The organism is Streptomyces krungchingensis (assembly GCF_054729265.1).
In genome coordinates this window covers 4372697-4399401 of record NZ_JBPUKY010000001.1, presented here as the reverse complement: position 1 = coordinate 4399401, position 26705 = coordinate 4372697, and the positions used below count along the sequence as shown (strand labels likewise).

Annotated in this window: 21 protein-coding genes and 1 tRNA gene; 8 read left to right on the top strand and 14 right to left on the bottom strand. The window is 73.1% G+C overall.

What is annotated here, in order from left to right:
• Positions 1–30: 30 nt before the first annotated feature.
• Entirely contained in the window at positions 31–1122 is a 1092-nt protein-coding gene (locus tag ACSYGO_RS19390) for an LLM class flavin-dependent oxidoreductase (protein ID WP_426680731.1), read from the top strand.
• Positions 1123–1133: 11 nt separating this feature from the next.
• Here ACSYGO_RS19390 and ACSYGO_RS19385 read toward each other — a convergent pair whose 3' ends face one another.
• On the bottom strand, positions 1134–3113 hold the full coding sequence (locus ACSYGO_RS19385) for a putative bifunctional diguanylate cyclase/phosphodiesterase (protein WP_426680732.1): 1980 nt from the start codon (positions 3111–3113) through the stop codon (positions 1134–1136).
• A 493-nt stretch (positions 3114–3606) separates the two neighbouring features.
• On the opposite strand from ACSYGO_RS19385, the gene ACSYGO_RS19380 reads away from it, so the two are divergent.
• The gene (locus ACSYGO_RS19380) at positions 3607–5238 is read left to right on the top strand and encodes a M6 family metalloprotease domain-containing protein (protein ID WP_426680733.1); all 1632 of its coding nucleotides are present in this window, start codon (positions 3607–3609) and stop codon (positions 5236–5238) included.
• A 229-nt stretch (positions 5239–5467) separates the two neighbouring features.
• Here ACSYGO_RS19380 and ACSYGO_RS19375 read toward each other — a convergent pair.
• From ACSYGO_RS19375 to ACSYGO_RS19345, 7 genes are all read right to left on the bottom strand, one after another.
• Positions 5468–5541, bottom strand: a tRNA-Lys gene (locus tag ACSYGO_RS19375).
• On the bottom strand, positions 5532–6227 hold the full coding sequence (locus tag ACSYGO_RS19370; protein ID WP_426680734.1) for a bifunctional DNA primase/polymerase: 696 nt from the start codon (positions 6225–6227) through the stop codon (positions 5532–5534). Before ACSYGO_RS19370 ends, ACSYGO_RS19375 begins: the two co-directional genes overlap by 10 nt.
• Positions 6228–6404: 177 nt before the next feature.
• Positions 6405–6782, bottom strand: coding sequence for a hypothetical protein (locus ACSYGO_RS19365; RefSeq protein WP_426680735.1), 378 nt, complete (start codon positions 6780–6782; stop codon positions 6405–6407).
• A 341-nt stretch (positions 6783–7123) separates the two neighbouring features.
• Positions 7124–8458, bottom strand: a complete 1335-nt coding sequence (locus tag ACSYGO_RS19360; RefSeq protein WP_426680736.1) for an AAA domain-containing protein — start codon at positions 8456–8458, stop codon at positions 7124–7126.
• On the bottom strand, positions 8455–10161 hold the full coding sequence (locus ACSYGO_RS19355; protein WP_426680737.1) for a hypothetical protein: 1707 nt from the start codon (positions 10159–10161) through the stop codon (positions 8455–8457). The genes ACSYGO_RS19360 and ACSYGO_RS19355 overlap by 4 nt, the downstream gene beginning before the upstream one ends.
• Positions 10152–11435, bottom strand: coding sequence for a hypothetical protein (locus ACSYGO_RS19350; RefSeq protein WP_426680738.1), 1284 nt, complete (start codon positions 11433–11435; stop codon positions 10152–10154). The genes ACSYGO_RS19355 and ACSYGO_RS19350 overlap by 10 nt, the downstream gene beginning before the upstream one ends.
• On the bottom strand, positions 11386–12387 hold the full coding sequence (locus ACSYGO_RS19345) for a phosphatase PAP2 family protein (RefSeq protein ID WP_426680739.1): 1002 nt from the start codon (positions 12385–12387) through the stop codon (positions 11386–11388). Before ACSYGO_RS19345 ends, ACSYGO_RS19350 begins: the two co-directional genes overlap by 50 nt.
• 248 nt (positions 12388–12635) lie before the next feature.
• Between ACSYGO_RS19345 and ACSYGO_RS19340 the strand changes: the two genes are divergently transcribed.
• A complete protein-coding gene (locus ACSYGO_RS19340) occupies positions 12636–13232 on the top strand; it encodes a histidine phosphatase family protein (RefSeq protein WP_426680740.1) in 597 nt (198 codons plus the stop codon).
• 24 nt (positions 13233–13256) lie between these two features.
• Here the strand turns inward: ACSYGO_RS19340 and ACSYGO_RS19335 are convergent, their stop codons facing one another.
• Positions 13257–14825: a hypothetical protein gene (locus ACSYGO_RS19335; protein WP_426680741.1), complete on the bottom strand. Its 1569-nt coding sequence runs from the start codon at positions 14823–14825 to the stop codon at positions 13257–13259.
• A 298-nt stretch (positions 14826–15123) separates the two neighbouring features.
• On the opposite strand from ACSYGO_RS19335, the gene ACSYGO_RS19330 reads away from it, so the two are divergent.
• Positions 15124–15561 (top strand): hypothetical protein, encoded by a 438-nt coding sequence (locus tag ACSYGO_RS19330; RefSeq protein WP_028803492.1) that lies wholly within the window; start codon positions 15124–15126, stop codon positions 15559–15561.
• 225 nt (positions 15562–15786) lie between these two features.
• Positions 15787–16692, top strand: a complete 906-nt coding sequence (locus tag ACSYGO_RS19325) for a spermidine synthase (protein ID WP_359498824.1) — start codon at positions 15787–15789, stop codon at positions 16690–16692.
• A gap of 29 nt (positions 16693–16721) precedes the next feature.
• Here the strand turns inward: ACSYGO_RS19325 and ACSYGO_RS19320 are convergent, their stop codons facing one another.
• Complete coding sequence (locus tag ACSYGO_RS19320; RefSeq protein WP_426680742.1) at positions 16722–17243, bottom strand: hypothetical protein; 522 nt, start codon at positions 17241–17243, stop codon at positions 16722–16724.
• 111 nt (positions 17244–17354) lie between these two features.
• On the opposite strand from ACSYGO_RS19320, the gene ACSYGO_RS19315 reads away from it, so the two are divergent.
• From ACSYGO_RS19315 to ACSYGO_RS19305, 3 genes are all read left to right on the top strand, one after another.
• Positions 17355–18059, top strand: coding sequence for a response regulator transcription factor (locus ACSYGO_RS19315; protein WP_426680743.1), 705 nt, complete (start codon positions 17355–17357; stop codon positions 18057–18059).
• A gap of 286 nt (positions 18060–18345) precedes the next feature.
• Positions 18346–19725 (top strand): sensor histidine kinase, encoded by a 1380-nt coding sequence (locus tag ACSYGO_RS19310; RefSeq protein ID WP_432172127.1) that lies wholly within the window; start codon positions 18346–18348, stop codon positions 19723–19725.
• A gap of 186 nt (positions 19726–19911) precedes the next feature.
• Positions 19912–21381, top strand: coding sequence for a glycoside hydrolase family 18 protein (locus ACSYGO_RS19305; protein WP_432172126.1), 1470 nt, complete (start codon positions 19912–19914; stop codon positions 21379–21381).
• A gap of 133 nt (positions 21382–21514) precedes the next feature.
• Here the strand turns inward: ACSYGO_RS19305 and ACSYGO_RS19300 are convergent, their stop codons facing one another.
• The 4 genes from ACSYGO_RS19300 to ACSYGO_RS19285 form a co-directional block, all read right to left on the bottom strand.
• On the bottom strand, positions 21515–22945 hold the full coding sequence (locus ACSYGO_RS19300; RefSeq protein WP_460387142.1) for a GH1 family beta-glucosidase: 1431 nt from the start codon (positions 22943–22945) through the stop codon (positions 21515–21517).
• A 127-nt stretch (positions 22946–23072) separates the two neighbouring features.
• A complete protein-coding gene (locus ACSYGO_RS19295) occupies positions 23073–23981 on the bottom strand; it encodes a carbohydrate ABC transporter permease (protein ID WP_460387141.1) in 909 nt (302 codons plus the stop codon).
• Positions 23978–25006: a carbohydrate ABC transporter permease gene (locus ACSYGO_RS19290; protein WP_426680748.1), complete on the bottom strand. Its 1029-nt coding sequence runs from the start codon at positions 25004–25006 to the stop codon at positions 23978–23980. Before ACSYGO_RS19290 ends, ACSYGO_RS19295 begins: the two co-directional genes overlap by 4 nt.
• Positions 25003–26325, bottom strand: coding sequence for an ABC transporter substrate-binding protein (locus tag ACSYGO_RS19285; protein WP_426680749.1), 1323 nt, complete (start codon positions 26323–26325; stop codon positions 25003–25005). Before ACSYGO_RS19285 ends, ACSYGO_RS19290 begins: the two co-directional genes overlap by 4 nt.
• Positions 26326–26705: the final 380 nt, after the last annotated feature.

Below are 26705 nucleotides of genomic sequence, written 5' to 3'. Positions count from 1 at the left end.
CGTACGCAAGCGAAAGCAGGAGGCACCCCGGTGGACGAGACGGACGAGACCCGAGGCACCGCGCTCGGCAGCGCACCCGTACCCCTGTCCGTACTGGACCTGGTCACGGTCGGCGCCGGCCGCACCGCGACGGACGCGCTGCGGACCAGCGTCGCCCTCTCGCGCCTCGCGGAGTCCCGCGGCTTCCACCGCTACTGGGTCGCCGAGCACCACTCGATGCCCGGCGTGGCTTCGTCCTCGCCCGCGGTGATCCTCGCCCACCTGGCCGCCCACACCACCCGCATCCGCCTCGGGTCGGGCGGAGTGATGCTCCCCAACCACGCTCCCCTGGTGATCGCGGAGCAGTTCGGCACCCTGGAGGCGATGGCGCCGGGCCGGGTGGACCTGGGCCTGGGCCGCGCCCCCGGCACGGACGGCGCCACGGCCGCGGCCCTGCGCCGCGCCGAACGCCTCGACGAGGGCGCCGACGACTTCCCGCAGCAGCTCGCGGAACTCACCCGCTTCCTCGACGACGACTTCCCGGACGGCCACCCCTATGCCCGTATCCACGCGGTCCCCGGCCCCGTCCAGTCGACCTCCCCGGGCGGCGTCCAGTCCCCGCACCGCCCGCCCATCTGGCTGCTGGGCTCCTCCGGCTTCAGCGCCCGCCTCGCCGGCGTCCTGGGCCTGCCGTTCGCCTTCGCCCACCACTTCTCGGCGCAGAACACGATCCCGGCCCTGGACCTGTACCGCGAGTCCTTCCGGCCGAGCGCCGTCCTCGACGCCCCGTACGCCCTCATCGGCGTCTCCGCCCTCGCCACCGACGACGAGCGGGAGGCCCGCCGCCAGGTCATGGCCGCGGCCCTGAACATGGTCCGTCTGCGCACCGGCCGCCCGGGTCTGGTCCCGACGCCCGAGGAGGCGGAGGCGTACGACTACAGCCCGATGGAGCGGGAGTTCATCGACTCCTGGAACGCCAACGTCGTCCACGGCACCGCGGACGAGGTGCGGTCGGGTCTGGACGACCTCCAGAAGCGCACCGGCGCCGACGAGCTGATGATCACGAGCCACGCCCACAGCGGCGACCTGCGGCTGCGCTCGTACGAACTGATCGCGGACGCCTACGGCCTGCCGCAGGCCTGAACCCGGCGGCCTCAGGCCTGCGCGCAGGCCTTGGTCAGCAGTGCGGAGATACGATCCGGCGCCACCGGCCGGGAGTACAGCCATCCCTGGCCGGTGTCGCATCCGATCCCGCGCAGCCGGGAGGCCTGCGAGGCGGTCTCCACGCACTCGGCGGTGACCGTCAGGCCGAGCCGGTGGGCCAGCTGGATGAGGGCCTCGACGATCACCTCGTCGGCCGCGCCCGCCTGCGCGGCCGCGCCGTCGGCGCCCCGGTCGCCGCTGTCGGGGGCCTCGTACTGGAAGCCGCGGACGAACGAGCCGTCCAGCTTCAGCACGGACACCGGCAGACGACTGAGGTAGGCGAGGTTCGAGTAGCCCGTGCCGAAGTCGTCGATGGCGATGCGGACGCCCATGTCGCTGAGCGACTGGAGGGCCTGCAGCGGGCGGCCCGCCGAACCCATCACCGCGGACTCGGTGAGCTCCAGCTGGAGCAGGTGCGGCGCGAGCCCGGTCTCCGCGAGGATCTCCGCCACGTCCGCGACCAGGTCGGAGTCCCACACCTGCCGGACCGCGACATTGACGCTGACGAAGATCGGCGGCGCGTCCGGGTGGTCCAGCTGCCAGCGGCGGGCCTGCCGGCACGCGGTGGCGAGCACCCAGCGGCCGAGCTGCACGATCGAGCCGTCCTCCTCCGCCAATCCGATGAACCGATTCGGCGTCAGCATGCCGAACTGCGGGTGGTGCCAGCGGACGAGCGCCTCGACCCCGCGCACGCCGCCGTCCTCCATGCCCACCAACGGCTGGTACTCCAGGGCGAATTCACCCCGGTCCACGGCCGCGCGCAGCGTGGAGGAGAGGGCCTGGCGGGTCATGCGGTGGGCGTTGCGCTCCGGGTCGAACAGGGTCCAGCGGCCCTTGCCGTCGGCCTTCGCCCAGTACAGCGTCGTGTCGGCGGCCTGCATCAGACCGGTCGCGGTCGTGCCGGTGGCGCGCCGCTCGACGACCCCGATCGACGCGGACAGCGACAGCCGCTGGCCGGAGAGGTCGAAGGGGGCCTGGAGCGCCTTCAGGACGGATTCGGCGAGGTCCGCCACCTGGTCGGTCCCCGTGGAGTCCTCGACGAGCAGCGCGAATTCGTCGCCACCCAGTCTGGCCACCAGCGGAGTGGCCGCTCTCGTGTACCCCGCCTCGTCGGCGCAGCGCGTCAGCCGTTCGGCGACGGCCGCGAGCAGCCGGTCCCCGACCCGGTGGCCGAGCGTGTCGTTGACCGCCTTGAACCCGTCGAGGTCCAGATAGCAGAGCCCGATCCGGCCGGTGCCGCCCTCCTCGTACGCCTCCGCCTCCAGCGCGGCCGACAGGCGTTCGAAGAACAGCGCGCGGTTCGGCAGCCGGGTCACCGGGTCGTGCATCTGCAAGTGGCGCAGACGGGCCTGGAGTTCACGCCGGGCGCTGATGTCGGTGACGGACAGCAGGACCGCGGGCTCCTGGGGCGACAGCGGAGCGACCGTGACCTGGACCCAGAGGGAGTGGCCGTCGGGATGCTTGAGCCGGCGGGTGAAACGCAGCCGTGCCTGGCGCCCGCGCAGCACCTCGCGGTACGCGTGCCAGGTGCGGGCGTCGGACGCCAGGTCGACGAGGTCGGCGGCGTTCTTGCCGGGGAGTGTCCCGGCCCTGGCGCCCAGCAGCGTGCTCAGCGATGCGTTGGCGGTGACCACGAGACCCTCGCGGTCGACGACGGCCATGGCGAGGGGGGCGGCGGCGAACGCGGCCTGGTGGGTGCGGGGTGACGTTCCGTCGGGTTCGGCGGCCGCGGCGGGGAGGGGCTCGCCCGGGACGTACGAGGCGTCAGGGACTCCAGATGCGACGGATGTGCCCGGAGTGGAGGCAGGGGATCGGGACGTGCCGTGATGCGCCTCGGCCGACGCACGAGGAGATGACTCGATGTGACGCTCTGTGACGGCCGGCCGGACGAGGTCTGCCGCGGGCGCCGGCCCTTCGGAGGTTCCGCTCACCGCTCGCTCCCGCAGTGCACTCGTTCTTCGTATGGGTCTCTCGGGGCGGTCGACCGGTGAGGGGCGGCCGCACAAGCCGTGTCCGTGCAGGAAAGTGCCGATCATAGAGGCTGGCCTCGGGGCATCGCAGCCACTGTCCAGTGTCCCGGAACAACCACCCGTTCTGACAGATCGTTTCTGCCTGCATCTGGACGGGTTCCTTCCTTGCGCCGACCGCATGTGACGTTGCGTGAGTGTTCGGGGTGTCGGCCCCGGACGGCCCTCACCCTTCTGGTGCAGACAAACAGGGCGAAGTGTGGCGAACTCGCCCAGGCTGGGTGCGGTATCCCCGAATCCGCATCCGGAGGTCCACGTGCCGCGTCCGCTCCCCCTGCGGGGTCTCGCCCGGGAGACCCGTCGCGGTTTCACCCGCGGGGCCCGTCGGGGCTTCACCCGGGAGGCCTTGCGTGGCCTCGCTCGTGACGGGGCGCCACGTTGGCGCAGCACCGCGGCCGTGTTCACCTCGATGACGGCGCTCGCCGCGACCTCCCTGGTGCCCGGACCCGCGCTGGCCGAACCCCACTCGGCCCCGTGCGCGCTGGAGCGGACCGACGCGCACCACTCCGAGGGCGTGGACACCTGGAACTCCACCTATGTGCGCCCCACCCACCCGCTCGACGCGGTGATGGTCTTCCTGTCCTTCCCGGACGCGCGTCCGCTCACCACCCCCGCCGAACTGGCCGCCGACCATTTCCCGGCCACCAGCGACTTCTTCGAGCGCGCCTCGTACGGCAGGTTCACCCTGCGCGCCCATCCGCAGCCCCGCTGGATCCGGATGCCGCACCCCTCCACGTCGTACGCCATACAGCGCGACTGGGACGCCGAGGACCGCGCCGCCTATCTGCGCGACGCGCTCGCCGCGGCCGACGAGCAGGTCGACTTCTCCCGCTACGACATCGTCTACTTCGTCGCCGACCCGGACGCGCCGGGCGTCGACTCGGACGCCACGAAGGTCGTGAACCTCGACACACCCCTGCACGCCGACGGCAAGGACATCCGCCGGGTCGTCACGGTCTTCGAGAAGCACCCGCCGGACCGGCTCGTCCTCGCCCACGAGACGGGCCACGTCTTCGACCTGCCCGACCTCTATCACCGGCCCTCCGACGGCAAGGGCGACTGGGACACCTACGTCGGCGACTGGGACCTCATGGGCAGCCAGTTCGGGCTCGCCCCGGACCTGTTCGCCTGGCACAAGTGGAAGCTGGGATGGCTGGACCCGCACCAGGTGGCGTGCGTCCAGGGCCCGGGCAGTACCCGGCTGACGCTGGAGCCGCTGGGGCAAGGACCGGACACCCTCGGCGCGGGTGTGGCCGCGGGTGCCGGTGCGGGAGCGCTGGGTGCCGGCGCCGGTGCGGCCGCGGCTGCCGGTGCCGCCGCCAGGGGCGCCGCCGCAGCGGGGTCGGCCGCCAGGGGCGCCGCCGCCGCGGGTGCGCTCGCGGCCGGGTCGGGCATCTCCATGGCGGCCGCGTCCAAGGGCGTCCGCGCGGGGGCCTCCGACCCCGGCGCTTCAGGACCGGGCGGCGGCTCGGGCGCCTCGAGCCCGGGTGTGAGCGGTTCGGGGGCCTCCGACCCCGGCGCTTCAGGACCGGGCGGCGGCTCGGGCGCCCCGCTCCCGGGTGTGAGCGGCTCGGGCGCCGCTCTCCCGGGTGCGAGCGGTTCGGGGGCCTCCGGGCCCGACACACCCGGATACGGTGCCTTCGCGGCGCCGTCCCCCGGCGTGGGCCTCCCCGACGGGCGGGACTTCGGGGCCGGCCGGGGCACCAAGCTGGCGGTGGTCCCCACCGGCCCGGACAGCGCCCTCGCCTTCGAGGTGCGCGCCCCGGGCGGGAACGACGGCGCGACCTGTGCCCAGGGAGTGCTCGTCTACCGCGTGCGCAGTGGGGCCGCGTCGGGCGGTGGCCCCATCGAGGTCGTCGACGCGCATCCGCACACCGAGTCCTGCTGGGAGGAATCGGTGTACCCACCGCTCGCTGACGCCCCCGTGGGGCTCGGGGAGAGCTTCACGGTGCCGGGCGAGAATGTCCGCGTCGAGGTCGAGGGCCGCACACCCTCGGGGGCGTGGACGGTCCGGATCACGACCGGCTGAGCCGGATCGCGCCGGCAGAGGGGGAGTGCGTCGGCCGAGGGGGATTGCCCCGGGCGAGGCGGAAGACGACCGGCACGGGCGGGTGGCCGGCGCCGACGGGGAGGGCTGCACCGAGGGGCGGGACGATGCGCTGTCGGCCGTTCGGGTGAATGCCGTGGGGCGTCGTGCGCGAACATGACGATGGCGAGACCGGACGCGTTTCCGCGATCCTGCCTCGCCATCGTGAGCGTGCGCCGCCAGGGACTCGAACCCCGGACCCGCTGATTAAGAGTCAGCTGCTCTAACCAACTGAGCTAGCGGCGCCTGCTGACGTCGTAGACCTTAGCATCCTGATCGGCGGGAGGAAAAATCGATATGCGGACCGCGGCGGAGGCGGCCGCACGGGCCGCCCGGACGGCCGCCCAGAGCAGGATCTCGGGACCCGGGAGCCACGGATGGCGGGTGTCGGGCGCGACGAGCCAGCGGGATTCCAGCCGCTCGGCGGGGTGCCGGCCCGAGGTGTCGGGAATCGGCGCGGGCACGGTCACCGCGTCGCCCGCGCCGTGGCAGAGCAGGGGTGGGACCGCTCCGCACCGGCCTGCGTGCACGGTGCTCCCCGGGCGTCCGGCGTCACGGGAGCCCCACTCCTCCCACTCGAAGAGCGACGGCAGCCGGTGCGCCGTGCCGGGCGCGGCGAACAGCATCATCCGCCCGCGGTACGCGGCCACCGGCCCCGAGCCCGGTCCCTCCTCCCACAGCCGGTCGAGCATCCGGCGCCCGAAGATCGCGGGGGCGCTGACCACGTCGAAGGCGGTGCCGCAGGGCAGGACGACCGGGGCGTGCGGGCGCTCCGCCCAGAGGGCGAGGGTGCTGCGCGGATACGTCCCCGCGGAGGCGAGCCAGGCGGCGCCCTCGGGGGTGGCCCCGCAGATGTCGGACCGGTCGGGCGACGCCGGCGGGGCGCCGGGGGCGTGGGGGGTGGTGAGATCCGGGTTCCGAGTGCCGCTCATGCCGACTACATCTACCGGCGGTGAGCGGTCCGTCCCCGAGGGTTGCCGGAAACCGGGACAGGGAGGGGCGGGGTGGAGTATTTTGCGTGCCCCTCTGGCATATGCCGAAGGGTGGCCGTGCCGGGCCGGGGCGTGACCCGCGCCGTGCGCGCGGGCCGGCCCGGCCGGGCCACGGGCTCACAGCGGGTCGACGACCCCTTGTCCGTGCCCGTTCCCCTCGACGCCCCGCAGCAGATCGCGGCCGAACTCGACCATCTTCTTCGCGTAGTCCTCGGTCCATTCGGCGCGCTCGCCGATGGCGGCAGGGGTGAGCCGGTCGAACCGGCGCGGGTCGGCGAGCTGTGCCGCGGCGATCGCCTGGAACTCGACGGCGCGGTCGGCGGCGGCCCGGAACGCCTGCGTCAGCTCCGTGGCGCGGTCCAGCAGCGCGCGCGGGTCGTCGATCGACTCCAGGTCGAAGAAGTGCTCCGGATCCCCGGCGGCTTCCGCGGGCTCGAAGAGCAGGGGCGCGGGGCGTAGCCGCGGTTCGTTCCGACGCGGCGTGGGCTCCGCCATGTCTTCTCCTCCTCGTACGGTTGGGAACCCGCCTTGTGGGTGGGCCATCGTCCATTGTCCCCCGGCCGCGCAAGTGGGCCGCGGACGACGGGACCCGAGCGCGGAACGGGCCTGTGCCCTCCGCCGCCGCGGTCGCCGACGGCCGTACGCGGTCACCGGCGATCGTGCGTGGTCACCGGACCGCGTGCGTCCCCGGCGGGTGCGCGGGGCCCCGGTCGGCCCCGGTCGGTCATCCGCGTCCGCGAGCGGCCGCCCGTTTCCTGCGCCGGTGCCGCCCCTTTCCCGCGCCGGGGCCGGGCGTGTCCCGCACCACGGCCGCCCGCGTCCGGTACCGCGGCCGGTCAGGGCCGCCAGCTCACCCGATGCTCCGCCAGGTGCGACAACACCGCGTGATTGGCTTCCCAACCGTCCGGAAACTTCACCGTGACACCCAGTTGCACGGGCTCGGTCGACGGATGGTCGTCCAGCAGCTCCGTCACGCCCTCCCGGCACACCACGATGCACGCGTGCCGGTGCCGGGACGCCAGGACGCACAACCGGCCCGTCTCCAGGTGGAAGGCCGTCGCGTCGGGCCGCCCGGACAGCGGGTGCAGCACCACCGTCACGTCGAACTCCCGGCCCTGCAGCCGGTTCGCCGTGTCCACCGTGACGTCGGCGACGCCGAGATCCGTCAGCGCGGCCCGCACGGCCGCGGCCTGGTCCCGGTGCGCCGTGCCGACGGCGATCCGGTCCGCGGTCAGCGGCACCGGCTCCCCCGACCGCTCCGAGGTGGCGGCGCCGCCCCGGTCCAGCAGTCGCCGCACGACCCGCGCGACGGCCCGCACCGCCTCGGGGTCGGTGCGCGGAGTGTGGCGGGCCGGTAGCTCCAGCAGTCCCCAACCGGCCCGCGCCGCCTCGTCGATGACCCGGTCGGGACCCGAACCGTCCGAGGCGACCGCGAAGTCGAGCCGCCGGTCCTCGTGTCCCGTCCCGCTGCGGAACGGCGTGTAGGGGTAGAACGCGTCGGACACCAGCGGTGCCGCGGACGCGGGCAGCCGCCAGGACACCGGCAGACGGTGCTGCGGGAGCTCGGGATTGTGGGCGAGCAGCGTGGTCACCGCGGAGGCCGACGGGTCGTACGACAGCCCCGCCCACTGCTCCGCGCCGACGATGGCGAACGGGTCCAACTGGCCCGGGTCGCCGACGAACAGGGCCCGCTCGAAGAGCCCCGCCACGGCCAGCAGCGCGTCCGACCGCATCTGGTAGGCCTCGTCGACGATCGCGTGCCGCCACGGCTCCACGCCCTTGACGTGCGCCCACTTGGCGGCGGTGGAGATGACCACGTCGAGACCCGCCAGGTCGGCGGCCTTCGTCGACTTGCGCACGTTCTCCAGGCCGTCGAGGGCCTTGTCGTACGGGTCGGAGTCGCTGCTGTGCAGGCGGCCCACGGACACGTCGGCGTCCTTCTCGGCGAGCCGCAGCACCAGGTCGTCGACCTGGGCGTTGGTCTGCGCGATGACCATCAATGGCCGTCCCGCGGACGCGAGTTCGAGCGCGGCCCGGACGACCAGCGTGGACTTCCCGGCGCCGGGCGGGGAGTCCACCACGACACCGCGGTGCGTGCCGTGCAGCGTGTCGTGCAGGATCGCGTCGGTGGCGCGCGCCGCGGCGGCACCGGGATCGAAGACGGTGGTCACAGGATGTCCTCCGGCGTCGTCGGATCCGGCAGGGGCACCGCGTCGGGCTCGCCCGGAGGCCCGCCGTGCGTCCACGGTGTCTCCTCCGGGTCGGGCAGCTTCGCGCCGCCCCGCTGCTCGTGCTCGAAGAGCGTGAAGCAGACGAGGTCGCCCTTCTCGGGCACGGATCCGGCCTCTGGCTCCTTGCCGCGGCCCATCTTGTCGACGATGCGCAGCACCACGAGGACGTCGCCGCCGTCCGGGGCCTGGGCCGACGCCACGTCCCCGCCGGACGGCGCGGTGCCGTCGGACTCCGCGGCCGGGTCGGACTCGTCGGCTGCGTCGGACTCCCCGGCCCCGGGGAGCGTCTCGTAGCCGACGAACTCCGCGGACTGCGGCTTTCCGCCCAGGGAGCGGTACACCTTGACGCGTTCCCCCAGATACGGCCGGTCGTCCGTGCGCACCGTCACCAGCGGGCGCGGACTGGGCCGCTTGCCCTCGCTGTACGCCATGACCACATCGACGACCTCGCCCGCGAAGGCCTCCCCGGCGAGCCGGCGGCCGGCCATGACGAGCGGGTCGTCCAGGGCCTCCTGGGCTTCCAGACGGGCCTGTTCGCGTTCGCGCGTCGCGAGTTTGTTCGCCGCGGTGACCGCGTCGTCCCGGCGGGGCTGCGGCGGCTCTCCGGCGGACACCCGGTCGCGGTGCCCGGTGAACGACCAGCGGTCGCGGGTCCAGCGGTCGGCGGCGTGCGCGCCCTCGGGCAGCCCGCGCAGCAGGTCGAGGCCGCGCCACACCGCGTCCCAGGTGGGGCGGGTGACATCGGCCACCAGGTCGCGGATCTCCTGCTCGGCGGCGGTGACGAGGCCGAGCCGGTCGTCCGCCTCGACACCGTCCTCGGCGGCGGCGAACGCGGCACGCGCGCGGTCGTAGCGCTCGATGGCCGGAGCCAGCAGCTGGTTGTCGAAGGCGGGGTCCGTGGCCGGTCCGGCGGGCGGGCAGACGAGCTGTCCCCGTGCGTCGCGCGTCGTCCCCGCGCGCAGCGCGGCCTCCGCGCCCAGCATCCCCTCGGGCGGATCGATCCACGCGAGCAGCGCGCCCAGGTGCTGGTCCTCCAGACTGCTCTGGCCGGTGGCCCAGTGCCGGGACAGTACGTCGGTGAGGGCGAGCAGCAGGGCGGAGCCGGGCACCCGGGCCCGCTCCGCGTAGTGCGTGAGCCACCGGCCGAACAACGGGACCCGGGGCGGTGCCGGATGGGGCGTCTCGGGGTCCTGCTCGGCGGTGCGCCGGAAACGTGTGGAACGGCCGAGCAGCCGTACGAACTCGATGCCCGGCCGGCTCGGGACGATCAGCTGCGGGGCGTCCGCGCACAGTTCGACCTCGACCTTGACGCGCTTGCCGGTCTCCGGGTCCGTCTCGCTGCGCTCGGCCGGCTCGACGGCGTCCGCGTACGTGTCGATGTACGGGAGCACGACGTCGGCCAGCTCGGCGAGGAACGCGGACCGCAGGTCCCGGTCCCGGGGCTGCGGCACGACCAGCAGCCGGGGGGCGTCCCGGTCGGTTCCGACGAGCGCGCCGAGCGGTGCCCCGGCCTCGCCCGCGGTGGTCAGCGGCACCAGCACCAGCGGCCGTTCGGTGAGGTGCCGGTGCCGCACGGTGGCGGCGGGCCGGGCCCGCCCGCTCTCCACGGCTTCGAGCCGGGCGAGGGTGGCGATCAGCGACATGCGGCGCCCTCCAGGGCTTCGGACGCACCCGCGCCGGCGGGGTGCCCGTCCAGGGCCTCCGCCCGCAGCCGGGCCGCCCGCCGCAGCATGGCGACCGCCGGGTCGCGCGGGTCGCCCGCCTCGCCGTGCGCCGCCGCAAGGACGTCCGTGACCGAGGTGAGGCCACCGAGCTCCGAGCGCAGCGAGCGGCCCAGGGACGTGACCGCGCCCTCGGCGAGCGCGCGGTCGCGGCAGTGGAAGGCCAGGTCGCAGGCGGACAGGCACTCGGGGGCGTACGTCGCCGGGACCGCTTCGACGGCGGTCGTCAGCTCGGCGGCGGGGAGGTCGGGGGAGAAGCAGGTGCCCTCGGGCAGGGCGGCGGCGATGTCCTCGACGCGGGTGAGGCGGGCGAGCTGGCGCCTGGTGACCGCGCGCTGCTTGCGGATGTCGACGGCGGAGGCGGCCGGCAGGTTGGAGAAGTCCTTGGGGCACACCAGGAGGATCCGGTGGGAGACCTCGGGGACGCCGGTCCGGGCGCCGCGCTCGGAGGAGGCCCCGGCCGTGTCCGGCGCCTCGGACGGCGCGGGAGGGACGGCCGTGTCCGGCTCCCCGGCCGCCCGCTCGCCCGCGGCGTGCTCCTTCGGCGGTGTGCCGAGGCGGGCGGCGACCTCCTCCAGGGCCAGGACGTACACGGCGGACTGCCGGGCGGCGGCGCCCACCTTCGCCGGGTCCGCCGAACCGTCGAGCATCGGGAAGGACTTGATCTCGACGACCGTCCAGCGGCCGTCGGGGTGCACGACCACGGCGTCCGGCTCCAGGAAGGCGGGGGAGCCGGCGACGTCGAGGGCGACCATGGGGTGGTCGAGCAGCGTCCAGACCCCGGCCCCGGTGGCCTCGCGCAGCGCGAGCGCCGTCCGGGCGGCGCGTCCCTCGGGGCCGACGGCGCTCAGGTCGGGCACGACACCGGCCGTGGGGGGCTCGGCGCGCGGGTCCAGCCGCTCGTGCACCAGCCGCAGCAGCTCCGCGCCGCCGTCGGCCTTGACCCGTGCCTCGAACGCATTGCCGCGCATGAAGGCGAACTGCGACTGCCCGAAGCCGGACGGCGCCCCCAGCGCGCCGGCCAGCTTCGCCTTGTCCACGCCCGCGCCGTCGAGCAGGGCGCGACGCTCGCACCCGGGATTCGCGGCGAGCGCCGCGAGGGCGCGCGCGTCGAGGGACTTGGGCGGTACGTCCGGGCCGCGCAGCTCAGCGAGCCGCTGCCGGAGCCCCGTCCCCCGCGTCCGTGGGAGAGGCACCCGGTTCGGCTCCCGGCCCGGTTCGGGACTCGCGCTGTCGGGGAATTCGCTCACCCGCGGAAGTCTGGCACCCCGCACTGACAATTGAGGAACCCGTGGCGCCCGGGGCGGTCGCGGACCGCGGGAACCGCGCGACCAGCCGCGTCCTCGCCCGGTCGGCGAGCCGCATCACGACGGGGGTCAGCAGCAGGCCTGCCCCCATCACCGCGGCACCGGCGACGGCGTCGAGGAAGTAGTGGTTCGCGGTGCCCATCACGACGATCGTGGTGAGCAGCGGATACGCGACGCCCGCGAGCCGGGCGAGCGGGGTGCGGCCGTGGCGCCACAGCATCACACCGCACCACAGCGCCCAGCCCACGTGCAGGCTCGGCATCGCCGCGTACTGGTTGGTCATGCCGCCCAGGCCCCGCGGCGCGCTCGCCTCGCCGCCCCACCAGCCGTACGAGCTGTACTGGGCCATCGTGTCGACGAAGCCATGGTCCTCGGACAGCAGCCGGGGCGGGCAGGTCGGCAGCAGCGTGAAGCCGATCAGGCCGATGAAGGTCGAGGTCATCAGCCAGGTGCGGGCCGCGCGGTAGTGCGCGGTCCGGGAGCGGAAGAGCCAGACGAGGAGCACGGGCGTCACCAGGTAGTGCAGCGACGCGTACCAGAAGTCGGCCGGGACGCCGAGCCAGGCCTCGCGGGTGAACAGCCGGTTCAGCGGGTGTTCGGCGTTGAGGTGGAGGACCTTCTCGATGCGCAGGATCTCCAGGCCGTGGTCGACCGCGCTGGAGGTGTCGCCGCGGGCGAGCAGCCGGCCCGCCGAGTACGACGCGTACACCAGCAGGATCAGCGGCAGTTCGGTCCACCAGCGCAGGCGCGCGTGCGCTCCCGAGACGTCGCGCAGGTCGGTCCACCTGCGAAACCGGGCGCGTGGTGCCGTCCCGGTACGCGGTGCATCGGTCTGCGGCATCCGATCGCCCTCCCCCATCTGCTTCTGCTGTGACCCCACAGTCTGCACAGTGTCTGGAGACGATCGGTGGCCGCATGCGATTTTACGGTGTATGTGAACGCCCTCGATGGGCGCCCCGGTCCTCAAAGACGCGGAGATCGCCCGCCGGGTTGCCCCGCGGACCCGTGAGCGATGATGGAGTGACCCCCTCACTCGTCGCCGAGTGACCGGTTCCCCCTCACCCACTCGTCCCGGAAAGGTCTCCTTCCATGGCACCGCGCATCCTGCTGGCCCGGCACGGACAGACGGAATGGTCGCTGTCCGGCAAGCACACCGGCAGGACCGACATCCCGCTCCTGGAGGAGGGCCGGCGCGGCGCCAAGCTGCTGGGGGAGCGGCTGCACCGTCCCCCCTTCGACGGCCTCGACGGGGTCGAGGTGCGCACCAGCCCGCTGGCACGCGCGCGTGAGACCTGCGAGCTCGCCGGCTTCGGGGACCGCGCGACCACCTGGGACACGCTCATGGAGTGGGACTACGGCGCCTACGAGGGCATGACCCCGGCGGACATCCAGGCCGTCCGGCCGGGCTGGTTCATCTGGCGCGACGGCGTTCCCGGGGGAGAGTCCCTCCAGGAGGTCTCCGCGCGCGCGGACGAGGTCGTCGCCTGGGCGCGCGCCGAGGACCGTGACGTCCTGGTCTTCGCCCACGGCCACATCCTGCGCTCCATCGGAGCCCGCTGGCTCGGCCTCCCCCTCGACTTCGCGGCCCGCATCCGCCTCAACCCGACGTCGCTGTCGGTGCTCGGCTGGGCCTACGGAGAGCCCGCGATCGAGGTGTGGAACGACTGCGGGCACCTGTCCGCGTAGGGCGACCGTGCCGCCGGCCGTGTCTCAGGCCGGGCGCGGCAGGCTCGCGTGGCGCTCCAGGAACGTCGAGACGCCCGACGCCCTGCGATGCGGGAGCAGGACGCGCGCCGTTCCCGCGAGCATCGTCTGGATGCGGGAGGACTGGACCTCGTTCAGCAGATCCAGGACGCGCAGACCGGCGAGGGCGGCCTCGTCGGGGCGGCCGCCGCGCGCGAGGTCGTCGGCCAGTTCCGCCGTGTAGAGGGCGATGTTGCGGGTGAAGTGCGGGTCCTGGAGCTCGGCGGCGCGGCGGGCGTGCCGGGCGGCGCGGGGCCAGTCGCCCAGCGTCGACCAGCACTGCGCCTCCAGTCCCTCCAGTTCGGCCTCTCCGTAGAAGGTCATCCACTCGGGGTCGGCCTCGGAGGGGCCCCGCTCGAAGAGCGCCTGCGCACGGGCCAGGGCCTGCTCGCACCCGGCGCGGTCGGCGAGCCCCGCCCAGCCGCCCGCCTCGCGCAGCGCGAGCAGGGAGAGCAGGCGGGGGGAGCCGAGGGGGCGCGCGGCGCGCTGCGCGGCCTGTGCGGCACGCACGGCCTCACGCGGACGCCCGGCGTCGCGCGCGAGGAACGCCGTGTTGCAGAAGGCGTGGGCCTCCAGGCCCGGGTCGCCCGACATCCGGGCGGTCGCGAGGGCCTCCGCGTAGTGCGAGCGGGCGTCGTCGAAGCGCCCCGAGTCGTGGGCCAGCCAGCCCACCGAGATGGCCAGTTCACCGGCGCCCGCGTACAGCCGCTCCGCGATCGACTGCCGTGTGGTGCCCGCGTCGAGCAGCGCGTACGCCGTCCGCAGCGGGGCCGCCGCGCGCCGGTAGAGGCCGTCGGCCCCATGGCGGTCGTCGAGCAGCCGGATCTTGCGTACGGCCTCTTCGAGGGCGCCGGCCTCGGACGTGCCGGCCCGGTGGACGCGCCGTTCCGCGGCCGTGGCGGTGCCGCCGAACGCGCCCGCGAAGGGCCCCAGTGAGGCCGCCGCCATGGTGGCGGTGCCTCCGGTCATGAATGCGCGACGTTGCACGTCGCTCTCCTCGTGGTTCTGATCGTGGTCCTCGTACGGGTCGCACGGATCGCACGTGTGGTGCGGGTGGTACCTGTCATGCGGGTCGTACGGGTGATGCGGATCGTGCGGGTGATGCGGATCGTGCGGTGCGTGCTGCGCCGGAACGCGGTGCGCTTCCGGAGTCTCATACGTCTCGTACGCCTCCTCCGTCTCATGCAGGGCGTACGACAGGCTCGCGGAGTGCGAGGAGGGCGCCTCTCCCATGCCCCGCGCCCCGCGCCCACGTACCCATGAGCGGGGAGTGAAGCCCAGGTCCGTGAGCGTGCGACCGGGGAACATGTGCAGGAACACCCGCTCGTACGCGTAGTTGGGGCAGCGGATCTCGCCCGCCTCGACGCGCCCGATGTAGCGCGCGTCGCAGCTGACCCGCTCCCCGATCTCGCGCGCCGCCCGCCGGACCGCCGCCGCGAACTCGCTCGGCGAGCGCTGTCCGCGCAACCGCCTGAAGGCGAGATTCGGCCGCGGTGGCCGGGGGGACGGGGACGAGGTCACCGCTGACGACGCCATGGCCGGGCCCTCTCTTGCGAACCGTCGAACCATGCCGGACCAAGGACGAGTTGCACTGGTTCGTGACCAGTGGTGCCCTGCTTCCGGCGCGGCAAGAACGTACCTGCTGTGACGGGGCCGCCACGCTGGGTTTGGCTACAAACCGGATATCTCATCCACGATCTGCCATGAACTGCCATCCTTTGCGGCGGTGTTACGCCGTAGCCGTTGACGTCCCGGAGCGTTGAACCCTGCGGACCGGGAGCCACCCGAACTCCCGACCCACTCGTCAAGAGGAGGGGTTCCGTTGGAGGCGGGGATGGAGACCAGGCAGAGCACCGATTTCCGTACGTCGACGACGACCGCGCAGCACAGGCCGTCCCCGGAGTGCAGCGCTCCGCCGGAGCCTGCGTCCGAGTGCGACCTGGTGACCGTTCCCGCACGTCAGGGCCTGGAGGCGGTCGACATCATCCGCCGCGGTGCCTGCGAAGCGGTCGGCCCCGTGCTCCACGACGACGGCTGCGACACCCTCGGCTTCCTGGTGCCGCCCGGCACCGCCGACGCCTGGGACGTGCCCGGCAGCACCTGCACACAGACCAACGGCCGCGGGCTCAGCCTGCCCCCCGAGCCCCCGGTCGAGGGCTCCGACTGGCTCCTGCCGCCCGGCGAGGCGGACCTCGCGACCGACCCGGCCGTCCTGCGGGCCGCGCTGGGAGAGGCGGCCCGGCTCATCGAGGCCGCGGACAACTGCCGCTGACCCGGACCGGCCGCCGCCCCTGGAGGCCCCCGCCGGTGTCGCCTGCCGTTCCCGGAGCCGGGCCGCCGTCTGCGGACAGCGCCCGCCGGCTCCGGGCACCGACCTCGGGCCCCCGCCCCGGCAACGACCGCGGGTGCTGGTCCGGGGCACCGACCGCGGGCCCCGGTACCGACCCCCGGTCCCGGCCGTTGGGCCGAGCCGCCCGCGCCCCCGGATAATGGTCTGATGGCAAGGGCGAGGAACAAGCGGTCGGACGAGGGCCGTGAGACGGGGCGGGGCGCGCGGCGCGGACAGCGGGCGGCCGACGCGGTCGTCGAGCCCGTCGACGGCGGACTCGCCGAACTGCTGCCCGACCGGGACCGGGCGCGCGCCTGGACGCTGCTGATCGACGGTGCCCCGCAGTCGCACGTCGACCTCGACGACCCCACGTACCTGAGCTTCGAGTACCAGCGCCGCCTCGGACACGTCATCGACCTCGTCGCCCCGCCCGGCAAGCCCGTGCACGCCGTGCACCTCGGCGGCGGCGCCCTCACCCTCGCCCGCTACACCGCGGCGACCCGCCCCCGCTCCACCCAGCAGGTCGTCGAGCGTGACGCGGCCCTCGTCCAACTCGTACGCCGCGAGCTGCCGTTGGATCCGAACGCGCGGGTCCGGGTGCGCTCCGCGGACGCTCGGGCCGGTCTCGCCAAGGTGCCCGACGGGTGGGCGGACCTGGTGATCGCGGACGTCTTCAGCGGGGCCCGCACACCGGCCCACCTGACGTCCGTCGAGTTCGTCACGGAGGTGCGCCGGGTGGTGAAGCCCGACGGCTTCTACGCCGCGAACCTCGCCGACGGGCCCCCGCTCGCCCACCTCCGCGGCCAGATCGCCACCGTCGGGGTCGTCTTCCCTGAACTCGCGCTGGTCGCCGACCCCACGGTGCTGCGCGGCAAGCGGTTCGGGAACGCCGTCCTGGTGGCCGCCGCCCGGCCGTTGCCGGTCGCCGAACTGACCCGGCTCGCGGCCTGCGACCCGCACCCCGCACGGGTCGAACACGGCAGGCAGCTCACCGGGTTCACCGGGGGCGCGGCCCCGGTCACGGACGCGGCGGCGGTCGCCTCACCGGCGCCGCCCCCGTCCGTCTTCCGCTGAGGGCCGCCCCGGAGGCCGGTCCCGGCCGCTCAGTAGGTGCCGATCTCCACGCGCGGCGGCCCGTCGTGCCAGGTGCAGAACACCGACACCCGGTCCGCGCCCGAGCTGAACTCCACGCGGATCCACGCCTCCGTCTTCCACACCTGCATCGACCAGCCGGCGCCCGGGGTCGCCGACACCAGCGTCGCGGACGTCTTCCCCAGGTCGAAGACCGCCCGGCCGCCGTCGGTGTCGTAGCTCCTGACCCGGCCGGAGGCGGAGGCCGAGGGGCTCGGGCCGGGGGTCGCCGAGCGGGACGACGACGCGGTGGCGCCGGGGCGCCCGCTCGCGCTCGGCCGGTCCGACGGGCTCGGCGACGGCGCGGCCCGCCGGGTCGAGGAGGCGAGCGGCTTCGACTCCTGGGTCGTCGCGTCGCCCGCCGTGATGGGCAGGGCGCGCGGCGGGTCGTACGCCGTCCCCGCCATCACCGTGTGGACACCCCACCACGACAGCGTGACCGCCGCGCCCGTGGCGAGCGACCAAGCAAGTCCGTGTACGAGTCCTCTGCGCATGTCCCGGCCATACTGCACCACCGGCCCCACGCGTGTCTCACGGCCGCGTGACAGCGGGGGTTGTCCACAGGTGCCGGACCGGGGTCCCCCGGATGGCGTACGGTGCCGCCCATGGCAAGTGTGCTCGTGGTCGAGGACGACCAGTTCGTGCGCTCGGCCCTCATCCGGCATCTGACCGACGCCGCACACACCGTGCGCAGTGTCGGCACCGCCCTCGAGGCGCTGCGCGAGGTCGCCCATTTCTCCTTCGACGTGGTCATCCTCGACCTCGGCCTGCCCGATCTCGACGGGGCCGAGGCGCTGAAGATGTTGCGCGGAATCACCGACGTGCCGGTGATCATCGCCACCGCGCGGGACGACGAGAGCGAGATCGTCCGCCTGTTGAACGACGGGGCGGACGACTATCTGACCAAGCCGTTCTCGGTCGAGCACCTGTCGGCGCGGATGGCCGCCGTGCTCCGCCGCTCACGCGCCGGCACGGGGGATGTGCCGCCGTCGACCGTCATCCGTGTCGGCGGGCTCGCCATCGATCCGCTGCGGCGCCGGGCCGAGCTGGACGGCGCCCGACTGGACCTCACCCGCCGTGAGTTCGACCTGCTGGCCTTCCTGGCGGGGCGGCCCGGCGTGGTCGTGCCGCGCAAGGAGCTGCTCGCCGAGGTGTGGCAGCAGGCCTACGGCGACGACCAGACCATCGACGTCCATCTGTCGTGGCTGCGGCGGAAACTGGGCGAGACGGCGGCCCGGCCGCGCTATCTGCACACCCTGCGGGGCGTCGGCGTGAAGCTGGAGCCGCCGAGAGCGGAGCCGTCGCCATGAGGCCCGCCGGGCGGCCGGACGCCGTCCCGCACCGACCGGCCGGACGGCCGGATGCGAACGGGCAGGCACCGTCGGCGCGTTCGGGCGCGACCGGCCGGGCACCGGCAGGTCGGCCGGGGGCCGGCGGGCAGGCACCGTCGGCGCGCTCGGCTGCGAAGCGGCAGACGCCGGCGGTGGGGCCGGATGCGAAACGGCTGACGCCGGCAGCGCGTTCGGGTGGGGGCGAGTGGGCGCCGCGCGGGCGTTCGTGCGTGACCGGTCGGGCACCGGCGGGGGAGTGGGCGTCATGAGGTGGGCGCTGGTCAAGGTGTGCGTGGCGGTGACCACGATGGTCGTCGTCGCCTTCGCGGTGCCGCTGGGCCTCGTCATCAAGGAGATGGCCCGGGACCGTGCCTTCTCGAACGCCGAGCGCGAGGCCGCCGCCATCGCCCCCGCCCTCTCCATCACCACCGAGCGGGACAAGCTGGAGCGGGTCGTCGCCTCCGCCGGCTCGGACTCGGGGATGGCCGTGCACATCCCCGCCGCCGACGGCACCGCCGCGGTGGAGATCGGCAAGCGGCGCGCGGCCGGCAAGGACATCGCCACCACCCGCAAGCTGGGCCGCGCCTCCACCACAGAGGTCCCCGGCGGCTCCACCCTGCTCCAGCCCGTCGCGCTGAGCTCGGGAGAGATCGCGGTCGTCGAGGTGTACGTCCCCGAGTCCGAGGTCAGCAACGGCGTCGGTACGGCCTGGGCGGTGCTCGCCGCGGTCGGCGTCGCCCTCATCGTCGGCTCCGTCGCGGTGGCCGACCGGCTGGGCGTGCGCATGGTGCAGCCCGCCCAGCGGCTGGTCGACAGCGCGCACGAGCTGGGGGAGGGGAAGCTGGGCGCCCGGGTGCCCGAAGAGGGCCCCACCGAACTGCGGCTCGCCGCCGTCGCGTTCAACTCCATGGCCGACCAGGTCGTTCAGCTCCTGGCGAACGAACGAGAGCTGGCAGCCGACCTGTCGCACCGGCTGCGCACACCGCTGACCGTGCTGCGCCTCAACACGGCCTCGCTGGGCGACGGTCCGGCCGCCGAGCAGACACGGGCCGCCGTCGCGCAGCTGGAGCGTGAGGTCGACACGATCATCCGGACCGCCCGCGAGGCCAAGCCGCAGACCGCGGCGAAGGGAGTGGGCGCCGGCTGCGACGCCGCCGAAGTCGTCCGCGAGCGCATGGACTTCTGGTCCGCGCTGGCCGAGGACGAAGGGCGCAAGGTGCGCATGGCCGGGGTCGAGAGGCCGGTGCGGATACCCGTCGCCCGCGCCGACCTCGCGGCGGCGCTCGACGCCCTCCTCGGCAATGTGTTCCGGCACACGCCCGAGGGCACGGCCTTCGCGGTGGACGTGCACAACGGCGAGGACGCCGTGATCGTGCTGGTCTCGGACGCGGGCCCCGGCATCGTGGACCCCGAGGCGGCGATGGCGCGCGGGCGCGGGTCCGGGAGCGACGGCTCGACCGGGCTCGGGCTGGACATCGTGCGCCGACTCGCCGAGTCGACGGGCGGTGACGTGCGCATCGGCTCCTCCGTACTGGGCGGCACCGAGGTGCGCATCTGGATCCAGCTGGACGGACGGACCCCGGAGCGGCGGGGCCACCGGGGCTCCGTACGGCGCCGCAGGCGGGGCGGCGTCGGCGTGCGCTGACCCCCGGCGCACCCTCAATTGGTCTCGACCTTTAACCACCCCCGATGCCTTCCTTAAGCGCACCCTAAGATCCTCGACCCTCGTCCGGATGAAGCGGTTTGCCCGATTCCGGATCGCTAGCGTGCTGCCGCACCCACCCCTGGGAATCCCCGTGAACCCCCGTGAAACCGCGAAGGCAGGCACGCGATGAGCAGCACGCACCGGCGCAAGGTCAGTGGCAGGAACAAGGCGATAGGCGGCCTCGTCGCCGCGGCCGTGGTCGGCGGCGGCGCCTTCCTGTTCACCGGAACCGCGCAGGCCGCCGGCGTCGGCGCCGCGTACACCAGGACCAGCGACTGGTCGACGGGCTACACCGCGCAGTACGTCATCACCAACGACAGCGCCCAGGTGAAGGCCGACTGGACGCTGGAGTTCGACCTGCCCTCCGGCGCCACCCTCAGCTCCCTGTGGAACGGCGAGTCGAGCGTGAGCGGGAAGCACGTCACCGTGAAGCCGCCCTCCTGGGACAAGGACGGTCTGAAGGCCGGCGAGTCCGTCACCGTCGGCTTCGTCGTGAACGGCACCGCCGACCCGACGGGCTGTCTCGTCGACGACACCAAGTGCTCGGTGGACGACGGCGCGACGCCCGAGCCCAGCGGCCGCCCGACGCAGTCCGCGACCCCCACGCCCACCCCGACCGCCACCGCCTCGCAGAGCGCCACCCCGACGCCGACCGCGACGGCCACCCCCTCCCCCTCGCAGAGCTCGGGCAGCGGCAACACGACGACGGCCGGCTTCGCGCCCTATGTCGACACCTCGCTCTACCCCGCCTTCGACCTGGTCGGCAGCGCCGCGGCCACCGGCGTGAAGAACTACAACCTGGCCTTCGTCACCGACGGCGGCGGCTGCACCCCCAAGTGGGGTGGCGTCACGGACCTCGCGAGCGACGGCGTGGCGTCGCAGATCGGCGCCCTGCGCGCCAAGGGCGGCGACGTCCGCGTGTCCTTCGGCGGGGCCTCCGGCACCGAGCTCGCGACGAGCTGCTCCTCGGCCGACGCGCTGGCGGCGGCGTACGGGAAGGCCGTGGACGCGTACGACCTCACGAAGGTCGACTTCGACGTCGAGGGCGGCGCGCTGCCGAACACCACCGCCAACACCAACCGGGCGAAGGCGATCGCCAAGCTCCAGCAGCAGCACCCGGATCTGGACGTCTCCTTCACCCTGCCGGTGATGCCGGAGGGCCTGACCCAGGACGGCGTGAACCTGCTGTCCAACGCCAAGTCGAACGGCGTGAAGATCAACACCGTCAACATCATGGCGATGGACTACGGTCCGGCGTACAGCGGTGACATGGGCACCTACGCCGAGCAGGCGGCCACGGCCACGCAGGCCCAGGTCAAGAGCGTCCTCGGCCTCTCCGACAGCGCCGCCTGGAAGGCCGTCGCCGTCACCCCGATGATCGGCGTGAACGACGTCTCCTCCGAGATCTTCAAGGTCGACGACGCCTCGCAGCTGGTGACCTTCGCCCGGTCCAAGGGCCTCGGCTGGCTCTCCATGTGGTCCGCCACCCGCGACAAGCAGTGCCCGGGCGGCGCCAAGAACTCCGCCGACGCGACGTGCAGCTCCGTCGTCCAGGACGCGAACGCGTTCTCGAAGGCCTTCGCCGCCTTCAAGTAGCCATCCCCCCACGGGGGTCGCGCGCCCCGGCCGGACCTCCCCCCACCCGGCCGGGGCGCCGACACGCGTGCGGGGCGCGGCGCCCCCCTCGGGCGCCGCGCCCCGTCCCCCGTGTGCCCGGTCGGCCAGGGGCCTACTCGGCGGCCGTCACCGGCGGCAGCGCGCCGGTCCGCGCGGCCTGCGCGTACCAGTGGGCGCTCGACTTCGGCGTACGGGCCAGCGTCGCGTAGTCCACGTACACCGCGCCGAAGCGCTTCTCGTAGCCGTACGCCCACTCGAAGTTGTCCATCAGGGACCACAGGAAGTAGCCGCGGACGTCCGCGCCGTCGGTGATCGCGCGACGCACCGCGGACAGGTGGCCGTGCAGATACGCGATCCGCTCCGGGTCGTGCACCCGGCCGTCCGGGTCCGGCTTGTCGTCGTAGGCGGCGCCGTTCTCCGTCACGTACAGCGGCAGGCCCGGGGCCTCCCGCGTGTAGCGCATGATCAGGTCGTGCAGGCCCGTCGGGTCGATGGTCCAGCCCATCTCCGTGCGCTCGCCCGGGGTCTGGTGGAAGGCGACGTCGTCCGCGCCCGGCCAGGGGGAGTACGAGCTGGCACCGTGGCCGTCCGCGCGGTTGCCCTCGACGGCCGAGTCGGCGGCCGAGACCAGCGTCGGTGTGTAGTAGTTGAGGCCGAGCGCGTCCAGCGGCTGGTGGATCGCCGCGAGGTCGCCGTCCTGGACGTACGACCAGTCCGTGACCGGGGCGGTGGCCGTGAACAGGGTCTCGGGGTAGGCGCCGTGCAGCATCGGGCCGTGGAAGACGCCGTTGGCGAGGTCGTCGATGCGGCGGGCGGCCGCCAGGTCCGCCGGCTCCTGCGACAGCGGCCGGACCACCGACGAGTTCAGGCTCACCGCGACCGAGTTGCGGGCCGGCATGACCGACCGGAGGGCCTTGGCGCCGAGCCCGTGGGCCAGGTTCAGGTGATGGGCCGCCCTCAGCGACGCCTCCGCGTCGGTGCGGCCGGGGGCGTGCACGCCGGAGCCGTACCCCAGGAAGGCGCTGCACCACGGCTCGTTGAGGGTGATCCACTGCTCGACGCGGTCGCCCAGCGCCGCGCCGACGATCTGCGCGTACTCGGCGAAACGCAGCGCGGTGTCGCGCGCCGGCCAGCCGCCCGCGTCCTCCAGCTCCTGCGGCAGGTCCCAGTGGTAGAGGGTGATCGCGGGCTTGATGTCATGGGCGAGGAGCTCGTCCACGAGCCGCCGGTAGAAGTCCAGACCGCGCTGCACCGCGGGGCCGCGCCCGGTCGGCTGCACCCGGGACCACGAGATCGAGAAGCGGTACGCGCCCAGGCCCAGGTCCGCCATCATCGCCACGTCGTCGCGGTAGCGGTGGTAGTGGTCGACGGCCACGTCGCCGGTCTCACCGCCCGCCGTCTTGCCGGGCGTATGACTGAAGGTGTCCCAGATCGAGGGGGTGCGGCCGTCCTCCCGCACCGCCCCCTCGATCTGGTACGCGGAGGTCGCGGCGCCCCAGAGGAAGGCCGGGGGGAAGGTCACGGGGGTAACGGGCTCAGGCATGGAAGCGCTCCCATAGGGGGTCGAGGAGACCGACGGAACGGAAGTAGGGGAGAAAGGGAACAGGAAGAAGGGGAGAGGGGGGCCGGGGCGACGGTGACCCGGCCCCGAAGGGCCCCGGTGCGGCCCGTCAGCCCTTGACCGCGCCCTGCATGATGCCGCCCACGATCTGCTTGCCGAACAGCAGGAAGGCGATGAGCAGCGGCAGCGTGCCGAGCAGCGCGCCCGCCATGATCACCGACTGGTCGGGGATGTAGCCGGTGCCGAGGCTGTTCAGGGCGACCTGGACGGTGGGGTTCTGCTGGTTGAGCGCGATGATCGGCCAGAGGAAGTCGTTCCAGGCCATCACGAAGGTCAGCAGCCCGAGCACGGCCATCGCCGGCCGCGCCGCCGGGAAGACCACGTGCCACACGACGCGCAGACTGCTCGCCCCGTCGACCCGCGCGGCCTCGATCAGCTCGGTGGGCAGCGCCTGCACCAGGTACTGCCGCATGAAGAACGTGCCGAAGGCGCTCACGAGGGTGGGCAGGATGACCGTCTGCAGCTGGTTGGACCAGCCCAGGTCGCTCATCCACAGATAGAGGGGGACCACGGCCAGCTGCGGCGGGATCATCATCGTGCCGATGGTGAGCAGCAGCAGGGTGCTGGAGAACTTGAACCGCAGCTTGGCGAAGGCGAACCCGGCGAGCGTGGAGAACAGGACCGTACCGAAGGTGATGGTCCCGGCGACGATCACGGAGTTGACCATCGCGGTGCCGAGCCCGGCCTGCTCCCACGCGGTCTGGAGGTTCTTGAACAGGTTCCCGCCGAACCACAGCGGCGGAGGTGTCTGGGCGAGCCGCTCGTTGTTGCGGGAGGCCGCGATCGCGGTCCACAGCAGCGGCGCCAGCGAGACCAGCGCGAGAACCGTCAGGACGACATAGGTGGCCGGGCCCGCGTGCAGCTGCTTGCCCGCACCGAGCACACGGCGCCGTCCGGGCCTCCCGCCGTCCGCGCGGCTCCCCTGCGCCTCGGGGAGCGTCAGTTCACTTGTGGTCATTGGGATTTCCTCAGCCGTCGGGTGATCAGCAGATTGATCGCGGCGACGATCAGCAGGATCAGGAACATCGTCCAGGCGATCGCGGACGCCTTACCGAGGTTGCCGATGCCCCAGCCCTGGTCGTACATGTACAGGCCGAGCGTCTGGTACTGGTGCGCGGAGCCGCCCTTCGAGCCGCTCACCCCGCCGAACAGCAGGGGCTCGCCGAAGAGCTGGGTCGCGCCGATCGTCGAGACCACCACGGTGAACAGGATCGTCGGCCGGAGCATCGGGACCGTCACATGGCGGAACTGCTGCCAGCGGCCCGCCCCGTCGAGCGCGGCCGACTCGTACAGATCGGTGGGGATCGCCTGCATCGCCGCCAGATAGATCAGCGCGTTGTAGCCGGTCCACCGCCAGATCACGATCGAGGAGACGGCGAACTGTCCGCCCCAGTCGGACTCGCGCCAGTTGATCGGGTCGATACCGACGAAGTGCAGCAGCCAGTTGATCATGCCGCCGTCCCACGAGTACAGCAGCGTGAAGACCAGCGTCGCCGCCGCTACGGAGGTGGCATACGGCGTGAGCATCACGACCCGCCACACGGTCGAGCCGCGCAGCTTGTAGTTGAGCAGATGCGCGATCCCGATCGCCATCAGCAGCTGCGGCACCGTGGAGATCACACCGATGGTGAAGGTGTTCTCCAGGGCGTTCCAGAAGAACTCCGAGGACAGCAGGTTCTTGTAGTTGTCCAGGCCCACCCAGGTCTGGTGGTCCAGGCCGGACAACTGCACGTTGTGCAGCGAGTACCAGGCCGTGTAGAGCAGCGGCACGAGCCCGAAGGCCCCGAAGACGATGAAGAAGGGGGCGATGAACGCGTACGGCGACGCCTTCATGTCCCAGCGGTACAGCCGGCTGCGCCACGAGCTCGGGCCCGGGGGCGGCGTACCGCGACCGTGAGCGCGGCGGGCCGCGCCCGGCTGGTCACCGGGCGCGGCGTCGGCGCTCGACGCGGTCTGCGCGAGAGCCTGCTTGGAGCTGGTCACTGGCCGAGCACGTCCTTGATCTCCGACTTGGCCGCGTTCCAGCCCTGGTCGGGCGTCTTGCCCTTCTGCTCGACCTGGAGGATGCCGACGTCCGTGATGGCCGTACCGATCGGCTGGTCCTTGACGCCGAATATCTGCGACGGGATGGTCTTCGCCGAGTCGGAGAAGATCTGGGTGATCGGCGCGTCGGAGAAGTACGCCGTGGTGGCGGCCTGCGGCTTCAGCGCCGAGTACGCCGACGGGGTCGACGGGAAGCTCGCCTGCTTGCCGAAGACCTTCGCCTGCTGCTCGGGGGCGGTCAGCCACTTCGCCAGCGCGACGGCCTCCTTCTGGTGCTTGGTCGCCGTCGGCACACCGATGAACGAACCGCCCCAGTTGGCCGCGGTCGGCGCCGCCGCCACGTCCCACTTGCCCTTGCCCGAGTCACCGGACTTCTCCTGGATGTAGCCCATCATCCAGGCGGGGCAGGCCACCGTGGCGAACGAGCCCTTGGCGAAGCCCTGGTCCCACGTCGGGTCGAACTGCTTCAGCTTCGCCGACATGTTGCTGGTCGCCACCGACATAGCGGCGTTCCAGGCCGTCTTCACGCCCGAGGACTTGTCCCAGATGACGTTGCCGTCCTTGTCGTAGTACCGCTGGCTCTCGCCTCCGAGCGCCGCGTTGTAGACCGAGGAGGCGGAGTCCACGAACTTGGTGCCGCTCGGCGCCTTCTTCATGTACTCCTTGCCGGCGGCGACGTACTTGGACCAGTCGCCCTTCCACTGCTCGGCGAGCTTGGTGCGGTCCGTCTCCAGACCGGCCTTCTCGAACAGGTCCTTGCGGTAGCAGATCGCCATCGGGCCGATGTCGGTGCCGAGCCCGATCAGCTTGCCGTCCTTGGTGGTGGCCTGGGCGTTCTTCCAGTCCAGCCACTGCGACTTGTCGACCTCCTTGCCGAGGTCGACGAACTTGTCGGCCTGGGTCTGGACGGCCTCGGTGATGTTGCCGACCTCGATCGCCTGGATGTCGTCGGTGCCCGAGCCGGCCTGGAGGCGGGTCAGGGTCTTCGGCCAGTAGACGTCGGTACGGGTGGTGACGTTCTCCTTGATGGAGATGTCGGGGTGGAGCTTCATGTACTCGTCGTAGAGGCCGGCCTGCTTGTAGCCGAAGACGCCGAAGGTCCCGATGGTCAGAGTGGTCTTACCCTTGCCATTGCCGCCGTCCGAGTTCGACGAGCCGTCGTCCGAGTCGTTGGCGCAGCCGGCCAGCAGCCCTGTGGTCAGCGCGGCGACGGCCGCGAGGGCCCCCAGCCTGCGGGACCGACGGGTACTCGTGCGCATTGAGTCCTCCTGTTGCCTGACGTGCCGACCCCCCGGCCAACTGCTCTGTTGGGCCCGTTGGTTCTCGCTGCGGCTCGGGCGGGGAACGTGCGGGATGTGTATGTGTCAGGTACTGTGGGAGCGCTCCCACAGGTGATGTGTTGAAGAGTCGTCGGTTCGCGCGGGGGTGTCAAGGGTGGGAGCGCGGAGATATGCGTTCAGTTATCGGCCCGTTAGCTAACTCCGGGGCCGGAGCCGGGGACCGCCCCGGGACGGGTGAGTTGGCTCGTGTCAGTGTGCCCGCCCGGTGCGGGAGGATGAAGTCCGGCGGGAACGGCACCCCGCGCCGGGACCTCCGTCCATGAACACGACTGTTAGATTCCAGGCCAGTCGCGGAGCGC